The organism is Variovorax sp. CCNWLW186 (assembly GCF_037203865.1).
Lineage (GTDB): Bacteria > Pseudomonadota > Gammaproteobacteria > Burkholderiales > Burkholderiaceae_C > Variovorax.
The window spans coordinates 1-19,044 of the sequence record NZ_JBBCBO010000015.1 but is presented as its reverse complement, the minus strand read 5'-3'; the positions used below and the strand labels follow the sequence as shown (position 1 = coordinate 19,044).

The following is a 19,044-nucleotide window of genomic DNA, read 5'->3' as shown; positions in this document are numbered from 1 at the left end:
GGGCTTCCGGCGTCGATGACCTGAGAGGTCATGGCGCGCCTGGTTAACAGAGTAGCCGGCAGCTCGCTCGAAAAGTGACAGGGGGCGATCAATGTCAACTGCCAGGAAACCTAATTTGAGCTGCGGCCAGTAACTGGCTAGGCTCCGGCGTCAAAGCTTGCGCTTGCACCCCGGGGTGAACGGACCTGAGGCCTGTTTGAAGCGATGACCAAAGCCGTCCGCTGAGCGTGACCGGCGACAAGAAATTTCAGGGGGGATAAAACCATGACAACAGAGATCGTTGACGCCACCGCGCGTCGTAACTTGGGTATCGGGCATCGCCGCAGCCGCGCAAAAGCGGTTTCAGCTGCTGCCACATTCAGCCCCAATCAAAACAGCCGAAACGGGCAAGGGAGCCAGTCATGAAAAAATTGACTGTGTTACTACGCGCGTGCGCGCAGGCGGTGGGCCGGGTTTCCGGACTTGTTATTGCTGGCTTGCTGTGCTGCCTAAGCCTCAATGCTTTAGCTTCGATAACAGCCACTACAGAGTACATGTACACGGAGGTGTTGTGGGGGATACCTCCCACCGCATGGGGCACAGACAGGGCAGCGTTGTGTGCAAGCATGGGTCCGCAGTGGAACGCAAAAATGAACCCGGGGTGGACGGGTTACACCCAGTACGACGAGAGCAGTGGCTCTTGCGACTTCTATAGCGTAGAGAACGCTACTGGGGTGAGACGCTCTGGAGAATCGTTAGGCTTTGCATACAGATATGTTTGCCCTGTCGGCAGCACGGTTTCCAGCGTAGGCAATCCCCCACAGTGCCATTGCAATACGAGCGAGGGTTTTCAGGAAAACAGTTCCTCATGCGTAGCCAGTGTTCCTGAGCCGAGTGCTGCCGATCCACTGAGGGGAAGCCAGTATGGCGGTCAATGCCAACGGCCCGTTGCTGGCGCTTCGACGCCTTACCCGATATTTCCTGCTACGGGCGAGAAATACCGCTCCGAATCCGACTTCGTGGATTCAGGACCCGCGCCTCTCTCGTTCGTTCGCACATATCGCAGCAACTGGTCCAGCGATGCTTCCCGCTCCGCCGCTGTTATGGGGCAAGTCTGGACTCACAACCACAACTACACCCTATCTGCCACTCCGCTTGGCGCTCCGCGAGACGTCACCCTGACCCTGCCAGAAGGCTACGTTCGCCTCTTCGGCAAGGCTGCCGGCGCTTCCATCTGGACCGCTAGCAACAGCATCGACACGCTGACGCAACTCAGTTCCGGTGCCTGGAGTTGGAAACGTGCTGACGATGACACTGTTTTCAATTTCAACGCGGCCGGCAAACTCCAAACCCAGGTCGCTCGCAACGGCTGGACGACTTCGTATACCTACGATGGTTCGGGCCGCCTGAGCACGGTCAGCAACACGTTTGGCCGCACCCTGACTCTGGCCTACAACAGTGCGGGGAAACTCGCCAACGTCACCGCCCCGGGAGGCAAGACCGTCGGCTACAGCTACGACGCAGCGGGCCGCTTGTCGGTCGTCACTTACCCCGACGCCAAGACCCGCAGCTTCGTCTACGAGAACACCTCATTTCCGCAAGCCCTCACCGGCATCTTCGACGAAACAAACGCACGGTGGGCCACCTTCGCCTATGACGCTCAAGGCAAGGCGATAAGCACCCAGCTTGCCGGCAACGCCGAGACCTACCAGGTCAGCTATCCATCCTCGGGCTCGGCCACCATCATCGATCCCTTGGGCACCAGCCGCACCTACCGCTACGGCATCGCCCTTGGCAAGCTTGCTGTGACGGACGGCTCTTATCTTCCTTCGGGCACTGGCGAAGCCGATGCCGCCAGCCGAGTACAGGATGCCAATGGTCTTGTTACCAGAGAGCGCGACTTCAAGGGCATCACGACCACCACCGACTGGGACGTGTCCCGCCGCCTGCCTATCAGTGTGACCGAGGCGCTGTACGAGCCGGGGGTACGCACGACGATTACTCAATGGCACGCTACCTTCAGTCTTCCGATCCTCATTACCGAAGCCGGCCGCAAGACCGCCTTCACCTACGACGCCCAGGGCAACAAGCTCAGCGAAGCCGTCACCGACACCCTGGTCAGCCCCAGCACCACCAAGACCCGAAGCTGGACCTACAACCCGCAAGGCCTCGTGGCGACGGAGACCGCCCCCAACGGCGGCGTCACCAGCTACACCTATGACACGTCAGGCAACGTGCTCACCGTCGTGCGCCCGCTGAGCCATGTCACCTCATACACCTACGACAGCGCCAACCGCGTGCTCAGCCAGACCGCGCCCAATGGCTTGGTCACCACCTACGCATGGGACGCCCGCGACCGTCTGTTGACCCAGACCGTCGGCGGGCAACTGACCACCCAGCTCACTTACAACCCCACCGGCACCCTCGCCACATTGACGCTGCCCACCGGCCAGGCGTTCAGCTACACCTACGACGCCGCCCATCGCCTGACGGGCTGGCGCAACAAGCAAGGCGAATCCGGTACCTTCACCCTGGATGCCATGGGCAACCGGACGGTCGAACAGATTAAGACCAGCGGCGGCAACATCGCCTGGACCACGGTGAAAAGCGTCAACGCCATCAACCGCGTCAGCACCGCCACGGAGGGCGTGAATCAGAGCGTGAGCTTCGCTTATGACGCCAATGGCGAACGCATCACGACTGCCAATGGCCTGAACCAGAGCACCCAGCTCGGCCTGGATGGCCTGCGCCGCGTCACCACCATCACCGACCCGGCCAATGCCAGCGCCACCCTGGCCTACAACGCGCTGGACGACGTCACCGCAGCAAGAGATTTCAAGGGCGTTACCACCCACTACGGCCGCGATGCCCAGGGCAACGCCACGGTCGAGAACAGCGCCGACACAGGCCAGCGCGTAGTCGCCTACGACGCCCTGGGCCTGCCCAAGACCATCGTCGATGCGCTCGGCCAGTCCACCACCGTGACGCGCGACCTGCTGGGACGCCCGACCGTGATCACTTTCGCGGACGGCAAATCCACCACACTCACCTATGGCACCACTGGCGTGAACAAAGGCTACCTCGCCAGCATCGCCGACCGCAGCGCCACCACGCTCTACACCCGGGACGCCTTCGGGCGCGTCACCCTCAAGAAGCAGACCCTGGCCAACGGCGCGGTGCAGCAGGTCAGCTACAGCTACCTGGCCAACGGGCTGCCCGGCAGCGTCACTTATCCGGGTGGCGCCGTGCTCACGTATGCGTACGACGCGGTCGGGCGCATCATCCAGATGAACTGGGGGGGTCAACCCCTGGTCACCAACATCTTCTGGAACCCGCTGGGTCAGCCGTTCAAGTGGGGGTGGGCTTTTGCCGACAGCGATGCCGCCACGACCTTGTACGCCCTGCGCGCCTACGACACGGCAGGGCGCATGACCGCCACCGAGTTCAGCAGCTATGCCTACGACGCCGCCGGGCGGATCACGAGTCTTACGCAGAACCTTTTCGGGCCTGCGGACACGGTCGCCACCAACAGCACGGTGACCAATGCCAACATCAGTTGGAGCGTGACCAATGACCCCACGGGACGCGTGACTGGCTTCAACGTCATTACCCCGGCCACTGCGACGAATCCAGCGAACACGGCCGGCTTCACTTACGACGCCAATGGCAACCGCAAGACCAGCACGAGAGGGATTGGAACGCAAAGCACGAACAGAAGCTACGCGCTGTCGTCGTCTGACTCCAACCAGGCCATGGGCTTCAGTCAAACGGTAGGAAGCACGACCACCAGCGTCAACTATGCCTTCAACGCGAACCGCGACCTGACAAGCGACGGACTCAACGGCTTCAGCTACGACGCCGAGGGGCGCTTCTCCAACGCCACCGTGGGCCGCACCGACAGCAGCCCGACCACGCGGTATGCGCACAACGCGCTGGGTCAGCGAGTCTTCAAGACCGAGCCGGTGTATCCGGCGCAGGGCACGACGGGCAGCGCGCTGGAGGCGTTCTTCGCCAAGGGCTGGACGCCATCAACGGTGGATGCGGAGAAGCTGGGCTACGCCTTCGTCTACGACGAGGACGGCACGCTTCTGGCCGAGACGGGCATGGGCGGGGCCAGCAGCGGGGGCAACACGCAGTACGTGTACCTGCCTACGGCCAGCGGACCGATGCCGGTGGCGGCGGTGATCAACGGTGTGATGTATGCGGTGCACAGCGACCACCTGAATACGCCGCGGCGTATCACCAGCGGCAGCGGGCAAGTGATGTGGCAGTGGGCTTACTCGGCGTTTGGGGAGACCGCACCCACAACTGCGGCAAAGAGGTTCGCGGGGCCGGAGACCGTGCCGACGACCGGAACGACCACCGCAACGCCGGTGACCTTCAACCTGCGGTATCCGGGGCAGTATGCCGATGCGGAGAGCGGGCTGAGCTACAACTACTTCCGCTCTTACTCACCGACCACCGGGCGCTACATGCAGAGTGATCCCATCGGGCTGGAGGGCGGGTGGAACCGGTTTGGGTATGTGGGGGGGAATCCGCTGAGTTTTGTTGATCCTGAGGGGCTGCAAGTGCGGCAGGCACCGCCGCCATCCGTCACCTATTCGGGTGGTCTCGCGGCTTCACGCGTGCAAACTTTGTTGAGCCAAATTAGGCAATACAACCCCAGCTACTCGTACCCAACGGTTCAGCCAAGTACGGGGCGTGGCAGTGCATACAACAATGGAGATGTTGCTTCATTGATAGGGATACTTCGTGGCTACCAGAACGCACAGGCGTGTACAAGGGCCGGCGTCCCCATAGGTAGGTTCATCACGGATTCAAACGGCAATGTGATGCTAGAGCCTGTTGGGGGAAGTACTGGGCCATATCCACCGCATCGGCTCAATAGTCCTGACACGCATACCTATTATCCCAATGGGTCGAATTACATGCGTAATAATCCGCAGGGTCATGGGCCAAATACGACTCCCCATGGTCATGGCCATCTGCCCGGGACTGGAACGGGGCGCAGTGGCCAAGGTAGTTCGACAGATATTTTTGGTAACCCAGTCCCTTCTAATTCGAGTGCCGCCCACTGGCCCACCTACTAAATCGTTTCATAAAACCAATGTGAGGAACTGTGAAAATATTTATAGATGAAATTGATCCGCTCGACCTTAAGCCACTCGGATGTACGAACATGATTGGTTATCCGGCGCATTTTAGATGCACCATGTTTCATGGGTGGGCGAGATTTGTTCCTGCCGATGAAAATGTTCAAGCCTATCTTGACAATGAGATCGACGTTGAAATTGCCCACGAGAGCATAAGCTGCCTGCGCACTGGGGCAGATCGACAGCATCAGATAGTGCCGCTTGCTGAAGCGTTTAGTTATCACGTGCGTGGCGAGGTAAAAATGATTTCCCATCACTCTGAGCCGATGGGGAATCGAACTACCTATGTTGTTGCTGGTGATGCCGCATTTACGCTGTCTCTAGCTGATCTCGGTAATTTAAGGCCGAGCGAAGGTGATGCGATGGAGTTTGACGTTCACGGTCTCTCGCTTTGGGATGAGTCGATTTAGGAATGGCGATAGTGACAGCAGGCGGAACGGAAAAAGGGGCTCGTGATTAAAGGCTCAAATTAATTCGAGGCTGCCATCCACACTACCGGCCGCTGGGGTCAAGTCTTGTCTTCTGCCTGTTGGGGTGGTCTCAACTCGAAAGTGCAATACCGCTCTCATTCAGACCACCTAAAATCTCTGACGCATGCACTCTCGCAGTTTCACTATGAAATCAATAGCTGCTTGCGCCCGCAGAACAAGTGCAAGAGCCCAATTTCGTCTTGAAAACTGCGCACCCAACGCCAGCCGCGGCTTCCTGAGCGAGATCCAGGACCTCGGCACCGGCGTGGGCTTCGCCACCAGCGACCAGCACAACCTGCTGGGCCAGCGCGTGCGTAAACTCGATGCCAGTCAGAACACCATCACCCTGTACAGCGAGGCAGAGCAAGGCATGGAAAGTATGGCCCTGGGCCTGTACAACAGCCAAGCTGCCACCGGGGCGACGGAGATCATCTACCTGCCTACGGCCAGCGGGCCGATGCCACTGGCCGCACTGGTGAAAGGAACCCAATACGCCATCCACAGCGACCACCTGAACACGCCCAGAAGGCTGACGCAGACGGATGGCAAGGTGGCGTGGCAGTGGGTGACGGGTGCGTTTGGAGAGGTGGCGTCCACGACAGGAAAAACACGATTCGTGAGCCCGAAGGTGAACCCGGCCATAACAGGCACTACGACGCTGGCGAACTTCGACCTGCGGTATCCGGGGCAAGTAGAGGATCAAGAGTCAGGGCTGCTCTACAACCACAACAGGTTCTACGATCCGGTCACCGGGCGGTATATGCAGTCCGATCCCATTGGGCTCGCGGGTGGCTCAGAGGCATCTATGTGGGTGCCAATCCACTCAACTTCACGGATCCCAAAGGACTGGACACAGCCGTCATGATCGGCGGCCCAACATCGGGCAATCCGGCAGGTCACGTTGCCATCGGCTTCACGGGACAAGGGGTCTATAGCTATGGCACGGGAACGTCGCGAGAGTCCAGTTTGACCGACTATCTCGGCAAGCAAGCGGGCTACCGCGATACCACTGTGATCATCATTCCCACGACGCCTGAGCAGGAAGCCAAGATGATCGAGTCGCTCAAATCATGGGAAGGTGTTCCGCTGCCTGATCCGCTCAGGTCCCCCGGGCAAGCAGCCAATGACACCTGCGCCACTCGGACAAATCAAGCGCTGAACGCGGGAGGTATACGCAGCTGCATCCAGCCGCCGGGCAATCCGTTCCCATACAGCACCTGCGTCATCGCTGGCCCCTACGGCAAGAGCGAACTGTCTATTAAAAAAAGCAATCCTGTTCCGGCCGCCCTGAAGGCGTTTGACCGCAAATGAAAAAACTGGTGCTTGTTCTGCTGTCGGTGGCGGCGATGGTAGTCGGGTGTTCGGATCGTCAGGGCGATCAACCGCATCCCAAGCGGTCGGGCGAGATGGCGACCAAGCGCGAATACTCCGTGCTCGAAGGAGTTGAATCGCAAGAAAGAAGCCGGGTGCATGCCGGCGCGCCCTTGGTTCTCAAACATGCGCTGGGCTCGGAATACGACGCAGTTGGACTGCCCTCGAAGGGGAGCGATCACGGCTACGTGTGGATCATTGCCAGGAGCGACACGCTGCCAGATGTCAAGGTGCTGCCCGAGGATGCACTGTTTACTGTCACTCCAAGTCAAGTGGCCGACGTTGCCAAACAGGTCGTCTTGAGCCAAGAGGTTCAGGACTATTTAAATGCTCATGCGACGAAATGATGCGATGAGGCCAGTAGGCTTACTCGGTTTGCCGAGCCTTAATGGAGGCTCGCCATAACCGCCCGTGGACTGCTGGAGCGACTGACTTTGGTGAGCTGTGCGGTCGCTGTTCTGTATCTCGGTGGTTGCGCCTTCAATCACTCTCGCATAGAAGCTGCCTTCGCAAAAGTCTCTCCAAGCATGACTGAGCGTGAACTCGTCGTACTGATGGGCACACCCCATGAGTTTGATTACGGTCAAAAGGTCAACTCGCTTTATGCGAGCAGCCCGTGCAAATCGCCGTGCGTGCGCAGGGCGTGGTACTACAACCGCCTGCAGCCAAGGGGGTTCGAAGCTTGGTCATTCGAGCTTGCGGATGATGGGCATGTGCTTGCCACGTCGCACTGGCTGTCGCCGTGAGGCCGAGAATCACCCACGAATTGGATGGCGCTTACAGCTATCGGAACCGTTGAGCTACACGGATTCGATGAGACTTGACCCTTGGAGGCGTGAGCTATGGACGACTTCAAAGGCAGGCAATGAAGGACTTACGGCGTTTTTTAGTGATATGGGCGCCTTTCATCGCTGCCTCTATAACCACAATCGTGGCTTCTCACACGCTGTGGGCAACAGAGTGATACCGAGGGTATCTCGCGGCACTCGGAGTTCTGTGTTGTCTTCTCGGGGCACGCGTCCTCGCAAAAACGGGCGTAAGGCGTGGGCCACTAGCTGGTGTCAGCTTCGGCCTTCTTGTTGGTCAATGGTGGCTGGTACAAGCGCTCATCTTGGCTTTCTTCTGGCATAGCAACGGGTTTGCTCCATAGCGGGGTGAACTGCAAGACAGTACCCGAGACTCTCACACAGCGGAAGGGTGAGTACTCAATGGAATCTAGCGTCAGAGCTCGACGGAACCCAATGAACTAGTTTGCCAGCGCGTTCGGAAAGAACAGCTGCTCGCCGCCGATCTTGTAGGCCGCAATGCTCTGCTGCCCCGCGGGCGAAATCACCCAATCGACGAACTTCTGCGCGCCTTTGCTGTTCAGCGAAGGGAATTTGGCCGGGCTCACGACCATCACGCCGTACTGGTTGAAGAGCCGCTTGTCGCCCTCGACCAGCACCGCAAGATCGGCGCGGTTCTTGAAGCTGAGCCAGGTGCCGCGGTCGGCCAGCACGTAACCGCCCGACGACGCCGCGATGTTGAGCGCCGGCCCCATGCCGCAGCCGCATTCCTTGTAGCCCGAGCCCTTGCGGTCGTTGGGCACGGGCTGGCCCGCTTCGGCCACGCCGGCCTGCGTCCAGAGGCGGCGCTCGGCGGCGTCAGTGCCGCTCTTGTCGCCGCGCGAAACAAAAGGCGCGTTGGCCGCGGCAATCTTCTTCAGCGCGGCGGCAATGTCCTTGCCGCTCGCGCCGGCCGGGTCGGCCTTCGGGCCCACAAGCACGAAGTCGTTGTACATCACCGGATAACGCTTGGCGCTGAAGCCCTCGGCCACGAATTTCTCCTCGGCCGCGGTGTCGTGCACGAACAGCACGTCGGCATCGCCGCGCTTGGCCATGTCGATGGCCTGGCCGGTACCCACCGCCACCACCTTGACGTCGATGTCGCTGGCCTTCTTGAAGGCCGGCAGCAGATGGGCGAACAAGCCCGACTGCTCGGTGGACGTGGTCGAGGCCATGGTGATGGTCTCGGCCTGCACGGCACCCGCGGCCATGAAGAAAACAGCCATCGCCAGCGAGGCCCGGATGCCCGCATTGCCGCGGCGCTTGAAGAACGGATTCATGCCAACTCTCCTTTGACGAACAGGCGGGCCTCTTCAGGCAGGGGCCCATGGAAAAAATCATGCACAGGCAAATCGGCCAGCACGCGGCCGTGCTCCAGATAGACCACGCGGCTGGCCAGGCGCTTCACCTGTCCCAGGTTGTGGCTTGCAAACACCAGCGTGCGGCCGACCGCGGCTTCGGCAATGAGCGTTTCGACCTCGCGCTTGGCGGTGGGGTCGAGGCTGGCGGTGGGCTCGTCGAGCAGCAGCACCGCCGGATGCAGCGCCCAGGCACGTGCCAGCGCCACCCGCTGCTGCTGGCCGCCCGACAAGGCGCGGGCATTCCGGTCAGCCAGGTCTTCGAGCCCCACGCGCGCCAGCGCCGGAATGGCGGCGCGGCGCGCATCGCGCCAGCGCGTGCCGCGCAGCCACAGCGCCATCGCCACGTTGAAGACTACCGAAGCGCGCAGCATGTGGGGGCGCTGGAAAAGCATGGCCTGATGGCGCCGCGGCGCCGCGCTGGTGAAGCTTCCGGCCGCGTGCGGCACCAGCCCGTGCAGCAGCCGCAGCAGCGTGGTCTTGCCGCTGCCGTTGGCGCCGATGAGGGCCACGCGCTCGCCGGCCGCGATGGTCAGGGTGGCGCCTTGCAGCGCCGCCACGCGCCCGAGGCGAACATCGACGCCGTACAGCGCGAACACGGTGTTGTCGGCGCTCGCCATCTGCACCTGTTCGTTCACGGCCGCACCTCCGGCCGGCGCCAGACCGCAAGGCCGCTGCCTTCGCCCCCGCCGCCGTCGACGCGCTCGCGCCAGCCGCGAACGGCGGCAATGGCCAGGTTGAGCACCAGCACCACCCCCAGCAGCACGATGCCCAGCGCCAGCGCCAGCGGCAGGTCGCCCTTGCTGGTTTCGAGCGCGATGGCGGTGGTCATCACGCGCGTGAAGCCGTCGATGTTGCCGCCCACCACCATCACCGCGCCCACTTCCGAGACGGCGCGACCGAAGGCCGCGATGAGCACGGTGAGCAACGCGTAGCGCTCGTCCCACACCAGCAGCAGCGCGCGCACCAACGGCCCCGCGCCCAGCGAGCGCAGCTGCTCGCCGTGCGCGCGCTCGGCATCCTCGATGGTCTGGCGCGTGAGCGCCGTAACCACCGGCAGCACCAGCACGGTCTGTGCTAGCACCATGGCCTTGAACGAGAAAAGCCAGCCCAGGAACCCGAGCGGCCCGGAGCGCGACAGCAGCAGGTAGATGACCAGCCCGACCACCACCGAGGGCAGCGCCAGCAGCGTGTTCAGCACCGTGAGCAGCGCGGCGCGGCCACGAAAGCGCGCCACGCCAAGCCATGCCCCCAGCAGCAGGCCCAGCCCGCAAGCCAGCGCGCACGCACTGGCACTGACCGCGAGCGACCGCCCGACGATCGCCAGCAGCACCGGATCGCCCGACACGAGCAGCTGCCAAGCGGCGACGGCGCTCTGTGCAAAAGTGTTCACGCGGTGGGCTTCATGGGTGGAAGCGCCGCAGTATCGGGGTGTACCTCCAATTACCTATGCAACTTTTTGCATAGGTAGGCGAATACCCCGTCCGCTCAGATTGCGTCGAGCGGAAACACGGGCCTGCGCACCTTCGAAAACGGGAACAGGCCGTAGTCCGAACTGGTCACGCCCGGGCTGTCGCACTCGACCAGGGCGGCCGAGATCGGCTCGAACACCGGCCGGCAGTACATGCGCGACTTGAGCAGCAAGAACCGCTCTTTGCGCGGATCGAGCCCCGCGCATTCGAAGACGCCGATGTCCCAGGGCTCCTGCGTTCGCTCGGTCACCACGATGCGCGCCGCGCCGATGTCGAACAGCACCGTGCGGCCCATGCTGCTGCGCTGGCCGGTGTAGGTCGGGCCGGTGATCACGTATTCGCCGTTGCAGACGGTGCGCACCGTGCCGGTCAGCATGACGGGCTTCTTCGACAGGCCGATGCCTTCCAGCGACACCTTGTTGCCCAGCGCGACCGAAACCGTAGCCCCCTCGCCTGCCGCAATGAGCTCGGCCACCGCCTCGGGGTCGCACAGCGGGCCCACGCCGATGCCGTCGAGCCCCTGCGACAGCGCTTCCTGCAGCACGTCCATGGTGTCGCAGCTGCCGCCCGACATGCAGTTGTCGCCATGGTCGAGCAGCAGCACAGGCCGTGTCGCGCCTTGGGCGATGGCCTTGGCACGCGCCACCGATTCGGCCAGCGGCTCGCTGCGGTAGATGAATGCTTCGCGCTCCTCCCACATCTGCGCCGCAATGCGGTAGGCCGTCGCCTGCGCACGCTCTGGAGATTGCGCATCGACCGCCACCACGCTCATGCAAGGCGCCTCGATGTCCGACAGCGAAAAGCCGGCAAAGATCGACACCGCGAGCGATTCCGATTTTTCGGCTTCGCGTGCCGCGTCGATGGCCCGCTGCATTGCGCCGGTGAACGACGCGCTGCGCAGCGTGTGCGCCATCAGGGGCAACTGGTGCCAGCGCATCGCGGGCTTGCTGCGCCCCGCGAGCAGGTCGAAAAGCAGCCGGCCGGCATGCTCACCCGTCTCGTACATGTCAATGTGCGGATAGGTCTTGAAGCCGACGATCACGTCCGCATTGCCGACCATCGCGGGCGTGACGTTGGCATGCAGGTCGAGCGCCACGCCAATGGGCACGCCGGGCGCCGCGGCGCGCAAACGCACCAGCAGGTCGCCCTCCCCATCGGCGCTGTTCTGCGCCACCATGGCGCCGTGCAGGTCGAGCAGGATGGCATCGCAGCCCGGCGCCGCATCGACGATGCACTGGGTGAGCGTGGTGTAGGCCTCTGCATCGACCGGCCCGCTGGGGTTGGCCGAGGCCGACACCGGCGTGACCAGCGTCGCGCCCGCCTGCTCGGCCAGGTCGATGAAGGCCGACATGGCGGTGCGCATGCCCTTGTTGTCCCTGTAGGCCTGCTCGCCGAACGTGGGGCCATCGGGGCCGAAGGCCGCGAGCGGCGTGGGCACCGGCGAGAAGGTGTTGGTCTCGTGGTTGAGCCTTGCGATCAGCACCTTCATTGCGATGCCACTCCCGCGCTTTGCAGCATGGCCTGCAGCAGCACATTGCAGCCGGCCTCGAGATGGTCGGGCTGCGCATCCTCGATCTCGTTGTGGCTGATGCCGTCGAGGCACGGCACGAAGATCATTGCCGTGGGACACACGCGGGCCAAGTACACCGCGTCGTGCCCCGCGCCGCTGATCACGTTCATCCAGGTCATGCCCTGCGCCTGCGCCGCCTCTCGAATGGCAGACACCAGCGCGGGCGTGAAGGGCTGCGGGGGAAAGTAGACGACCTGCTCCACCGTGGCGTCGACTTTGGCCTTGGCGGCAATGCGCTGCACGGCCTCCTTCAGTTCGGTGTCCATGGCCGAGAGCACCACGTCGTCCGCCGCGCGCAAGTCGACGCTGAGCTTCACGCGCCCCGGGATCACATTGCGCGAGTTCGGATAGTTGTCGATCCAACCCACCGTGCCGCGCGCGTGCGGCGCATGGGCCAGCGCGATGCGGTTGACTTCGATCACCAGCTCGGAGGCCGCGAGCAATGCGTCTTTGCGAAGTTCCATGGGCGTGGGGCCGGCGTGGGCTTCCATGCCCTGCACCACCACGTCGTACCAGCGTTGCCCCAGTGCGCCCTCGACCACGCCGATGACGCGCTCATTCGCCTCGAGCACCGGCCCCTGTTCGATGTGCGCTTCGAAATAAGCGCCCACCGGCGATGCCGCGGCCGAAGCCGGCGCGCTGCCTGCGTAGCCGATGGAAGCCAGCGCTTCGGCCACGCTGATGCCCTCGGTGTCGCGCTGCGCGAGCGCATGCTCGAGCGTGAAGGCATCCACGAACACGCCCGAGCCCATCATCACAGGCACGAAGCGCGAGCCCTCCTCGTTGGTCCACACCGCAATTTCCAGCGGGGCCCCGGTCACGATCTTGGCATCGTTCAGGCTGCGGATCACCTCCAGCCCGGCCAGCACGCCATAGTTGCCGTCGAACTTTCCGCCCGTGGGCTGGGTGTCGATATGGCTGCCCGTAACCACCGGCGGGAGCGTGTTGTCGCGGCCCGCGCGGCGCGCGAAGATGTTGCCGATCTGGTCGACACGCACTTCGCAGCCGGCTTCGCGCGCCCAGCGGGTAAAGAGGTCTCGGCCCTGCCGGTCGAGGTCGGTCAGTGCAATGCGGCAGACGCCGCCCTTCTCGGTCGCGCCGAGCTTCGCCAGGTCCATCAGCGAGTTCCAGAGGCGGTCGCCGTTGATGCGGAGTTGGGTGGGTGAGTTCATGGCTTTGCAAAAAAGATGAAGGGGTTCGAAGGCCTCAAGCAAGGCCCACGCCCAAGTAGCGGTCTTTCACATCGTGGTCGGCCATGAAGGCGGCATTGCCGGCCTCGTGCACCACCACGCCCTGCTCCAGGATGTAGTGCCGGTCGGCCAGTTGCACGCAGACTTCCAGGTTCTGCTCCACCAGCAGGATGGCCACGCCGGCCGCCTTGATGAGCTTGAGCTGCGCGACGATTTCTTCCACGATGACCGGTGCAAGGCCTTCCACGGGCTCGTCGAGAATCAGCAGGCGCGGGTGGTTCATCAGCGCGCGGCCAATGGCCAGCATCTGCTGCTCGCCGCCCGAAAGCTGGCCACCGCCATTGCGGCGCCGCTCCTTCAGGCGCGGAAAGATGCGGTAGATGTCGTCGAGCTGCCAGGGCGAGTCGCGCCGCTGTCCGAGCAGCAGGTTTTCTTCCACCGTCAGCAGCTTGAAGACGCCGCGATGCTCGGGCACCAGGCACACGCCGCGCGTGGCAATGCGGTGCGGCGGCATGCCCGCGATGTCCGCCCCTTGAAAGCGCACGCGGCCGCTGGTTGGCGTGACCGCACCGGCAATGCTCTTGAGCGTGGTCGACTTGCCCGCGCCGTTGCGGCCGAGCAGCGTGACCAGTTCAGCCTCGCCCACCGTCATCGACACGCCCTGCAGTACATGGCTCTTGCCGTAGTGCGCGTGCAGCGCCTCGACTTCGAGGATGTTCTTCCCGCTCATGCCTTGCCTCCGGTGATCATGTTGCCCAGGTAGGCCGTACGCACGCGCGCATCGGCCCGGATGTCGCCGGGCAAGCCTTCGGCCAGCACGCGGCCCAGTTGCATCACCGTCACGGTGTCGGAAATGTCCATCACGATGTTCATGTTGTGCTCGATGAGCACCACGGTGTGCGCGTCGCGCAGCCCGCGGATCAGTCGCTTCATGTCGTCCAGATCGTCGATGCCCATGCCCGAGGTCGGCTCGTCCAGGAAGATGGCCTTGGGCTTCGCGGCCAGCGCCATGCCCACCTCGAGGCGGCGCTGCTGCCCGTGCGAAAGCTCGCTGGCGGGCACGTCGGCCAGCCGCGTGAGGCCCACGCGTTCCAGCACCTCGGCCACCGTCTCGGCACAGGCGCGCTCGCCGACCGGCGCACGCCAGCAGTTCATGGCCTGGCGCGGCGCAATGCCCTGCGCCGCCACGCGCAGGTTCTCGCGCACCGGCAAGCTGGCGAACAGGCTGGTGACCTGAAACGAACGCGCCATGCCGCGCTGCACGCGCTTGTGGTCGGGCTCGCGCGTCACATCGTGGCCGTCGAACAGGATGCGTCCACCGGTTGTTGTGCCGGTGCCCGTGAGCATGTGGAACAGCGTGGTCTTGCCCGCGCCATTCGGGCCGATCACCGAGTGCACGGTGTTGCGCCTGATCTTCAGGTCGACGCCGCCGAGCGCGGCGAACTTGCCGTAGTGCTTGGTGACTCCGATGGCTTCGATGAGGATGTCGCTCATGCTTTTTCTCCCTGTGCCAGCGGCGCCTTGTCCGCAGTAGGCGTCTTGCGGAACACCCGGCGCCAGGCGCTTTCGCCCAGCCCCCAGAGGCCGCGCTGCATGCCGATGCTCACGCCGATCAGCAAGAGCCCCAGCAAGAGCAGCCATCGCGGCCACAGCGTGGAAAGCCAGTCGGCCAGCAGCACATAGAAGGCGGAGCCCAGCACCGAAGCGAACAGGTTGCCGGTGCCCCCGATCACGGTAATCACCAGGATCATTTCGCTCGTGTGGTACTCGGCATTCGACAGCGGCGCAATGCCGGTCATCATCGCGTGCAGTCCGCCCGCAAGGCCGGTGACGGCGCCCGAGATCACGAAGGCCAGCAGCTTGAAGCGCTTGAGGTCGTAGCCCACCGCGGCGGCGCGGTCCTCGTTGTCGCGGATGGCGAGCAGCGTGCGGCCGAACACGGAGTCAGTCACGCGCAGCAGCAGGCCGAAGGCAATGAGGAACACCACCGCCACAAAGGCGTAGTACTTCCAGGGCGTGTCCATGAAGGCGGGGCGCGGCACGTCGAGCAGGCCGTTGTCGCCACCCGTGAGCCCCGAAGCGGTGTACGCCACAAAGTAGAACATCTGCGCGAAGGCCAGCGTGAGCATCACGAAGTAGGTGCCGCGCTGGCGAATGGCCACCCAGCCGACCACCGCTGCACCGAGCGCCCCCATGGCGATGGCGGCCAGCAGCGCGAGCGGCATCGGCAGCTGCAGCCGCGTGAGCAGAATTGCGATGGTGTAGCTGCCCAGCCCAAAGAAGATGCCCTGGCCGAACGACAGCAGGCCCGTGTAGCCCAGCAGCAGGTTGCAGCCCAGCGCGGCAAGCGCATAAATGAGCACCTCGCTCGCGAGCGAGCCCGAGCGCAGCACCAGCGGAAGGCCCAGCGCAACGACGAGCGCCAGGAGGAAAGTTACTTTTCTTGGCATGGCGATGTTCATCCTCTGCGGCCGAGCAAGCCATGCGGGCGCAAGAGCAGCACCGCACCCATTGCAACGTAGATCATCAGGCTCGCCCCCGGCGGCCAGATGGTGCTCATGAGGCTTTGCACGATGCCGATCAGCAGGCCGCCGACCAGCGCCCCGCCAAAGCTGCCGAGCCCGCCGATCACCACCACCACGAAAGCGACGCTGAGCGCCTCCACGCCCATGAAGGGCTCCGCGCCGCGGATCGGCGCGGCCAGCACGCCGGCCAGCGCCGCCGTGGCCGCCCCCAGCGCGAACACCAGGCTGAACACGCGGAATACGTTGATGCCAAGCAGCGACACCATCTCGGTCGATTCGCTCCCCGCGCGCACCGCGCTACCGAGGCGCGTGCCTTCGAGCACCCACCACAACAGCACCGCGAGCACGGCAGTGAAGCCGATCACGAACAATCGGTACTTGGGATAGATGAAGCTGCCCCACATCACCACGCCCTGCAGCAGGTCGGGCGTCGGCACGCTGTTGCCGAGCGGCCCCCAAAACACGATGACGATCTCCTGCACCGCCAGCGCAAGCCCCACGGTCACGAGGATGTGGAACTCATGCGCCTTGGCATAGACGCGGCGCAGCAGCAGCTTCTCGGCCAGCCAGCCGAGCGCGCCCACGAACAGCGGCACCAGCACCAGCGCGGCCCAGAAGTCGAGACCCCACTGCATGGCCTGAAAGCACAGGTAAGCGCCCAGCAGATAGAAAGCCCCGTGCGCAAAATTCACGAAGCGCAGCAGGCCGAACACGATGGACAAGCCAACGGCCAGCAGGAAATACAGCATGCCGATGCCGATTCCGTTGATGGTCTGGAGCAGGTAGACGGTCATGGGCGCGTCGGTGTCCTCTTCGTCCTCAGGCCAGCTTGCAGCCGGTCTTGTCGATGGGCAGGAAAGACTTGCCCGAACTCACCACGTCCACATAGTCGGCCGGGTTCTTCATCTTCGACTTGGCCTTGCCCTTGAGCAGGTAGTAGTCCTTGATGACCTGGTGGTCGGCCTTGCGGATTTCTTCGGTGCCGGTGAGCCCTTCGTACTTCATGCCCTCCAGCGCGGCAATCACGGCCTTCTGGTCCACGGTGCCGGCTTTCACGATGCCGTCGATGAGAATCTTGGTGCAGATGTATGAACCCGCGAGGCTGTAGTTGGGCACGATCTTCAGCTTGTCGGCAGTGAGCTTCACCAAGTCTTTGTTGAGCGTTGTCTCTGCGGTGTGCCAGTACTGCGCGCCAAAGTAGACGCCGTCGCACAGGTCGGCGCCGAGCTCGTCGAACTGCTCCAGGCCCGAGGCCCAGGCCATGAGGATGGTCATGTTCTTGTGCATGCCGAAGCTCACCGCCTGGCGCAGCGCGGCCGACGATTGCGCGCCGAAGTTCAGCAGCAGCAGCACGTCGGGCTTGGCCGCCATGGCGTTGGTGAGGTAGCCGCTGAACTCCTTCTCGTTGAGCGAGTGGTAGCTGTTGCCCACGTGCTCGATGCCCTTCTCCTGGAAGATGTTCTTGGCCGCGCCCAGGAGGCCTTCGCCGAACACGTACTGCGGCGTGATGGTGTACCAGCGCCTGGCCTTGGGCATCGATGCAATCAGCGGGCGCACCGTCTGCTCGATGGCGCCGAAGGTGGGCACCGACCAGCGGAACGTGGCGGGGTTGCAGTCCTTGCCCGTAATTTCGTCGGCACCCGCGGTGGTGATGAACACGCCGCCGGCCTTTTCGGCCTCCTTGCCCATGGCCAGTGCTTCAGACGACAGGATGCCGCCCGCGAAGAACTTGGCGCCTTGCTGCTGCGAGGCTTCCTGCACCTTGCGAACAGCGGTGGCCGGCTTGCCTTCGGTGTCGAGCACTGTGTAGGCCAGTGGGCGCTTGAGCACGCTGCCGTATTGCTCGATAGCCAGCTTCATGCCCAGGTCGGCGAACTTGCCGTTGGCCGCAAAGGCGCCCGACATGGGCACCGGGCAGCCGAAGCGGATGGCATCGGCCGATTGCGCAAAGGCGGCGCGGCCAGCCAGGAGCGAGGCGGGAGCGGCCGACAGGGCGGCGAGCTGAAGAAGGTGTCTGCGTTGCATGGAATTCTCCGGACGTGGTTGGGAGGTAAGAGAAAAGGCGCGGCCTCAGGTCGGCTGCGAATTTAAGCGGATAAATATGATTAATATGCTGGTAAAAACCCGCTAGCAATGGCCGTGCCAAAATTCGGGGAAGGTCCGGGCCCGATACCTGCTCCAGATGCCTCATCACTCTCGAAAATGATTCGCTACGCATGAAATCGACGCAGGACGCCATGGCCTTTGGGCAGAACCGCCCAAAGCGGCAAAAGCTCTCCGACGTCATCGTCGAGGACGTCAAGCGCTGGATCGTTGCCGAGCGCAAGCAGCCGGGCGACCGGCTGCCGAATGAGAAGGAACTGATCGAGCTCTTCGGCTATTCGAAGAGCACGGTGCGAGAAGCCTTGAAGGCGCTGGAGGTGCGCGGGCTGATCTCGATCCGCACGGGACCGGGCGGCGGGGCATATCTGCAGCAGGTGTCGGTCGACCATGCGTCGGAGCCGCTACGCAACTTTCTGCACTTTCATCACCTGGACGGCCACCACATCTACCAGTTGCGCAAGGTGCTGGAGCCCGAGTTGGCGGTGAGCGTGATCGGCAAGCTGACGCCCGAACAGTTCGAACGGCTGGAAGCGAATGTGCGCCTTTGCACGCTGGAGCCCACCAACGAAGATGAACTGCGCACGCAGCGCGAGGCCGAGCTTGCGTTTCACACAATGCTGGCGGAGGCCTGCCCCAATCCGGTGCTCTCATTCATGTGCCGCTTCCTGAATGACTTGCTGCGCGACTTGGTGGTCTACAAGAAGGCACTGGACCATCACCACTTTGGCGAGGCCAATGTCGACTACCACACGCAGCTGCTGGCGGCCTATCGCCGGGAAGATGCGGATGAGGTGCGCCGGCTGATGGCCGAGCACATGGTCGATGCCGAGGCGCACATGCATGAGATGGAGGCGCATATCGGGGCCAAGCATTTGTTGTTGCCTAGCGGGCAGCGGTAGGCGGGCATCGCCGATTCAGGTCGACGCTGTTCGGGCGTTGTTCGAGGCGCCGCTGTTCAGGGCTTGTGCAAAGGCCACCGGGTACTCCCCTCCGCGAATGTCCCCCGGGGCTGCGCCCCTCCTCCTTTAT

16 protein-coding genes are annotated in these 19,044 nt (G+C 63.3%); 6 read left to right on the top strand and 10 right to left on the bottom strand.

Going from position 1 to position 19,044, the window contains the following annotated elements; genetic code table 11:
- Positions 1 to 401: 401 nt before the first annotated feature.
- The 5 genes from V9K97_RS18070 (at position 402) to V9K97_RS18050 (ending at position 7,320) form a co-directional block, all read left to right on the top strand.
- A complete protein-coding gene (locus V9K97_RS18070; RefSeq protein WP_337319734.1) occupies positions 402 to 5,069 on the top strand; it encodes an RHS repeat-associated core domain-containing protein in 4,668 nt (1,555 codons plus the stop codon).
- Between the two features lie 89 nt (positions 5,070 to 5,158).
- Positions 5,159 to 5,542, top strand: coding sequence for a hypothetical protein (locus V9K97_RS18065; RefSeq protein WP_337319732.1), 384 nt, complete (start codon positions 5,159 to 5,161; stop codon positions 5,540 to 5,542).
- 205 nt (positions 5,543 to 5,747) lie between these two features.
- Positions 5,748 to 6,467: an RHS repeat-associated core domain-containing protein gene (locus tag V9K97_RS18060; protein WP_337319730.1), complete on the top strand. Its 720-nt coding sequence runs from the start codon at positions 5,748 to 5,750 to the stop codon at positions 6,465 to 6,467.
- The gene (locus tag V9K97_RS18055; protein ID WP_337295429.1) at positions 6,464 to 6,913 is read left to right on the top strand and encodes a hypothetical protein; all 450 of its coding nucleotides are present in this window, start codon (positions 6,464 to 6,466) and stop codon (positions 6,911 to 6,913) included. The genes V9K97_RS18060 and V9K97_RS18055 overlap by 4 nt, the downstream gene beginning before the upstream one ends.
- Positions 6,910 to 7,320: a hypothetical protein gene (locus tag V9K97_RS18050; protein WP_337319728.1), complete on the top strand. Its 411-nt coding sequence runs from the start codon at positions 6,910 to 6,912 to the stop codon at positions 7,318 to 7,320. The genes V9K97_RS18055 and V9K97_RS18050 overlap by 4 nt, the downstream gene beginning before the upstream one ends.
- A gap of 899 nt (positions 7,321 to 8,219) precedes the next feature.
- Here V9K97_RS18050 and V9K97_RS18045 read toward each other — a convergent pair.
- From V9K97_RS18045 to V9K97_RS18000, 10 genes are all read right to left on the bottom strand, one after another.
- Positions 8,220 to 9,077 carry a substrate-binding domain-containing protein gene (locus V9K97_RS18045; protein WP_337319726.1) on the bottom strand — a complete coding sequence of 286 codons (858 nt, stop codon included), beginning with the start codon at positions 9,075 to 9,077 and terminating at the stop codon, positions 8,220 to 8,222.
- Positions 9,074 to 9,775 (bottom strand): ABC transporter ATP-binding protein, encoded by a 702-nt coding sequence (locus tag V9K97_RS18040; RefSeq protein ID WP_258508321.1) that lies wholly within the window; start codon positions 9,773 to 9,775, stop codon positions 9,074 to 9,076. The genes V9K97_RS18045 and V9K97_RS18040 overlap by 4 nt, the downstream gene beginning before the upstream one ends.
- Before the next feature lie 14 nt (positions 9,776 to 9,789).
- Entirely contained in the window at positions 9,790 to 10,548 is a 759-nt protein-coding gene (locus tag V9K97_RS18035; protein ID WP_337319723.1) for an ABC transporter permease, read from the bottom strand.
- A 95-nt stretch (positions 10,549 to 10,643) separates the two neighbouring features.
- The gene (locus V9K97_RS18030) at positions 10,644 to 12,116 is read right to left on the bottom strand and encodes a M81 family metallopeptidase (RefSeq protein WP_337319721.1); all 1,473 of its coding nucleotides are present in this window, start codon (positions 12,114 to 12,116) and stop codon (positions 10,644 to 10,646) included.
- Entirely contained in the window at positions 12,113 to 13,369 is a 1,257-nt protein-coding gene (locus tag V9K97_RS18025; protein WP_337319719.1) for a Zn-dependent hydrolase, read from the bottom strand. Before V9K97_RS18025 ends, V9K97_RS18030 begins: the two co-directional genes overlap by 4 nt.
- A gap of 34 nt (positions 13,370 to 13,403) precedes the next feature.
- Entirely contained in the window at positions 13,404 to 14,117 is a 714-nt protein-coding gene (locus tag V9K97_RS18020) for an ABC transporter ATP-binding protein (protein WP_337295434.1), read from the bottom strand.
- Positions 14,114 to 14,881 carry an ABC transporter ATP-binding protein gene (locus tag V9K97_RS18015; protein ID WP_258505010.1) on the bottom strand — a complete coding sequence of 256 codons (768 nt, stop codon included), beginning with the start codon at positions 14,879 to 14,881 and terminating at the stop codon, positions 14,114 to 14,116. Before V9K97_RS18015 ends, V9K97_RS18020 begins: the two co-directional genes overlap by 4 nt.
- Positions 14,878 to 15,837 (bottom strand): branched-chain amino acid ABC transporter permease, encoded by a 960-nt coding sequence (locus V9K97_RS18010; protein WP_337319717.1) that lies wholly within the window; start codon positions 15,835 to 15,837, stop codon positions 14,878 to 14,880. Before V9K97_RS18010 ends, V9K97_RS18015 begins: the two co-directional genes overlap by 4 nt.
- Before the next feature lie 8 nt (positions 15,838 to 15,845).
- Positions 15,846 to 16,706 carry a branched-chain amino acid ABC transporter permease gene (locus tag V9K97_RS18005; RefSeq protein WP_062362478.1) on the bottom strand — a complete coding sequence of 287 codons (861 nt, stop codon included), beginning with the start codon at positions 16,704 to 16,706 and terminating at the stop codon, positions 15,846 to 15,848.
- A gap of 25 nt (positions 16,707 to 16,731) precedes the next feature.
- Complete coding sequence (locus tag V9K97_RS18000; protein ID WP_337319715.1) at positions 16,732 to 17,937, bottom strand: ABC transporter substrate-binding protein; 1,206 nt, start codon at positions 17,935 to 17,937, stop codon at positions 16,732 to 16,734.
- A 191-nt stretch (positions 17,938 to 18,128) separates the two neighbouring features.
- Between V9K97_RS18000 and V9K97_RS17995 the strand changes: the two genes are divergently transcribed.
- A complete protein-coding gene (locus tag V9K97_RS17995; RefSeq protein ID WP_337319713.1) occupies positions 18,129 to 18,914 on the top strand; it encodes a FadR/GntR family transcriptional regulator in 786 nt (261 codons plus the stop codon).
- The last annotated feature ends 130 nt before the right edge of the window (positions 18,915 to 19,044 follow it).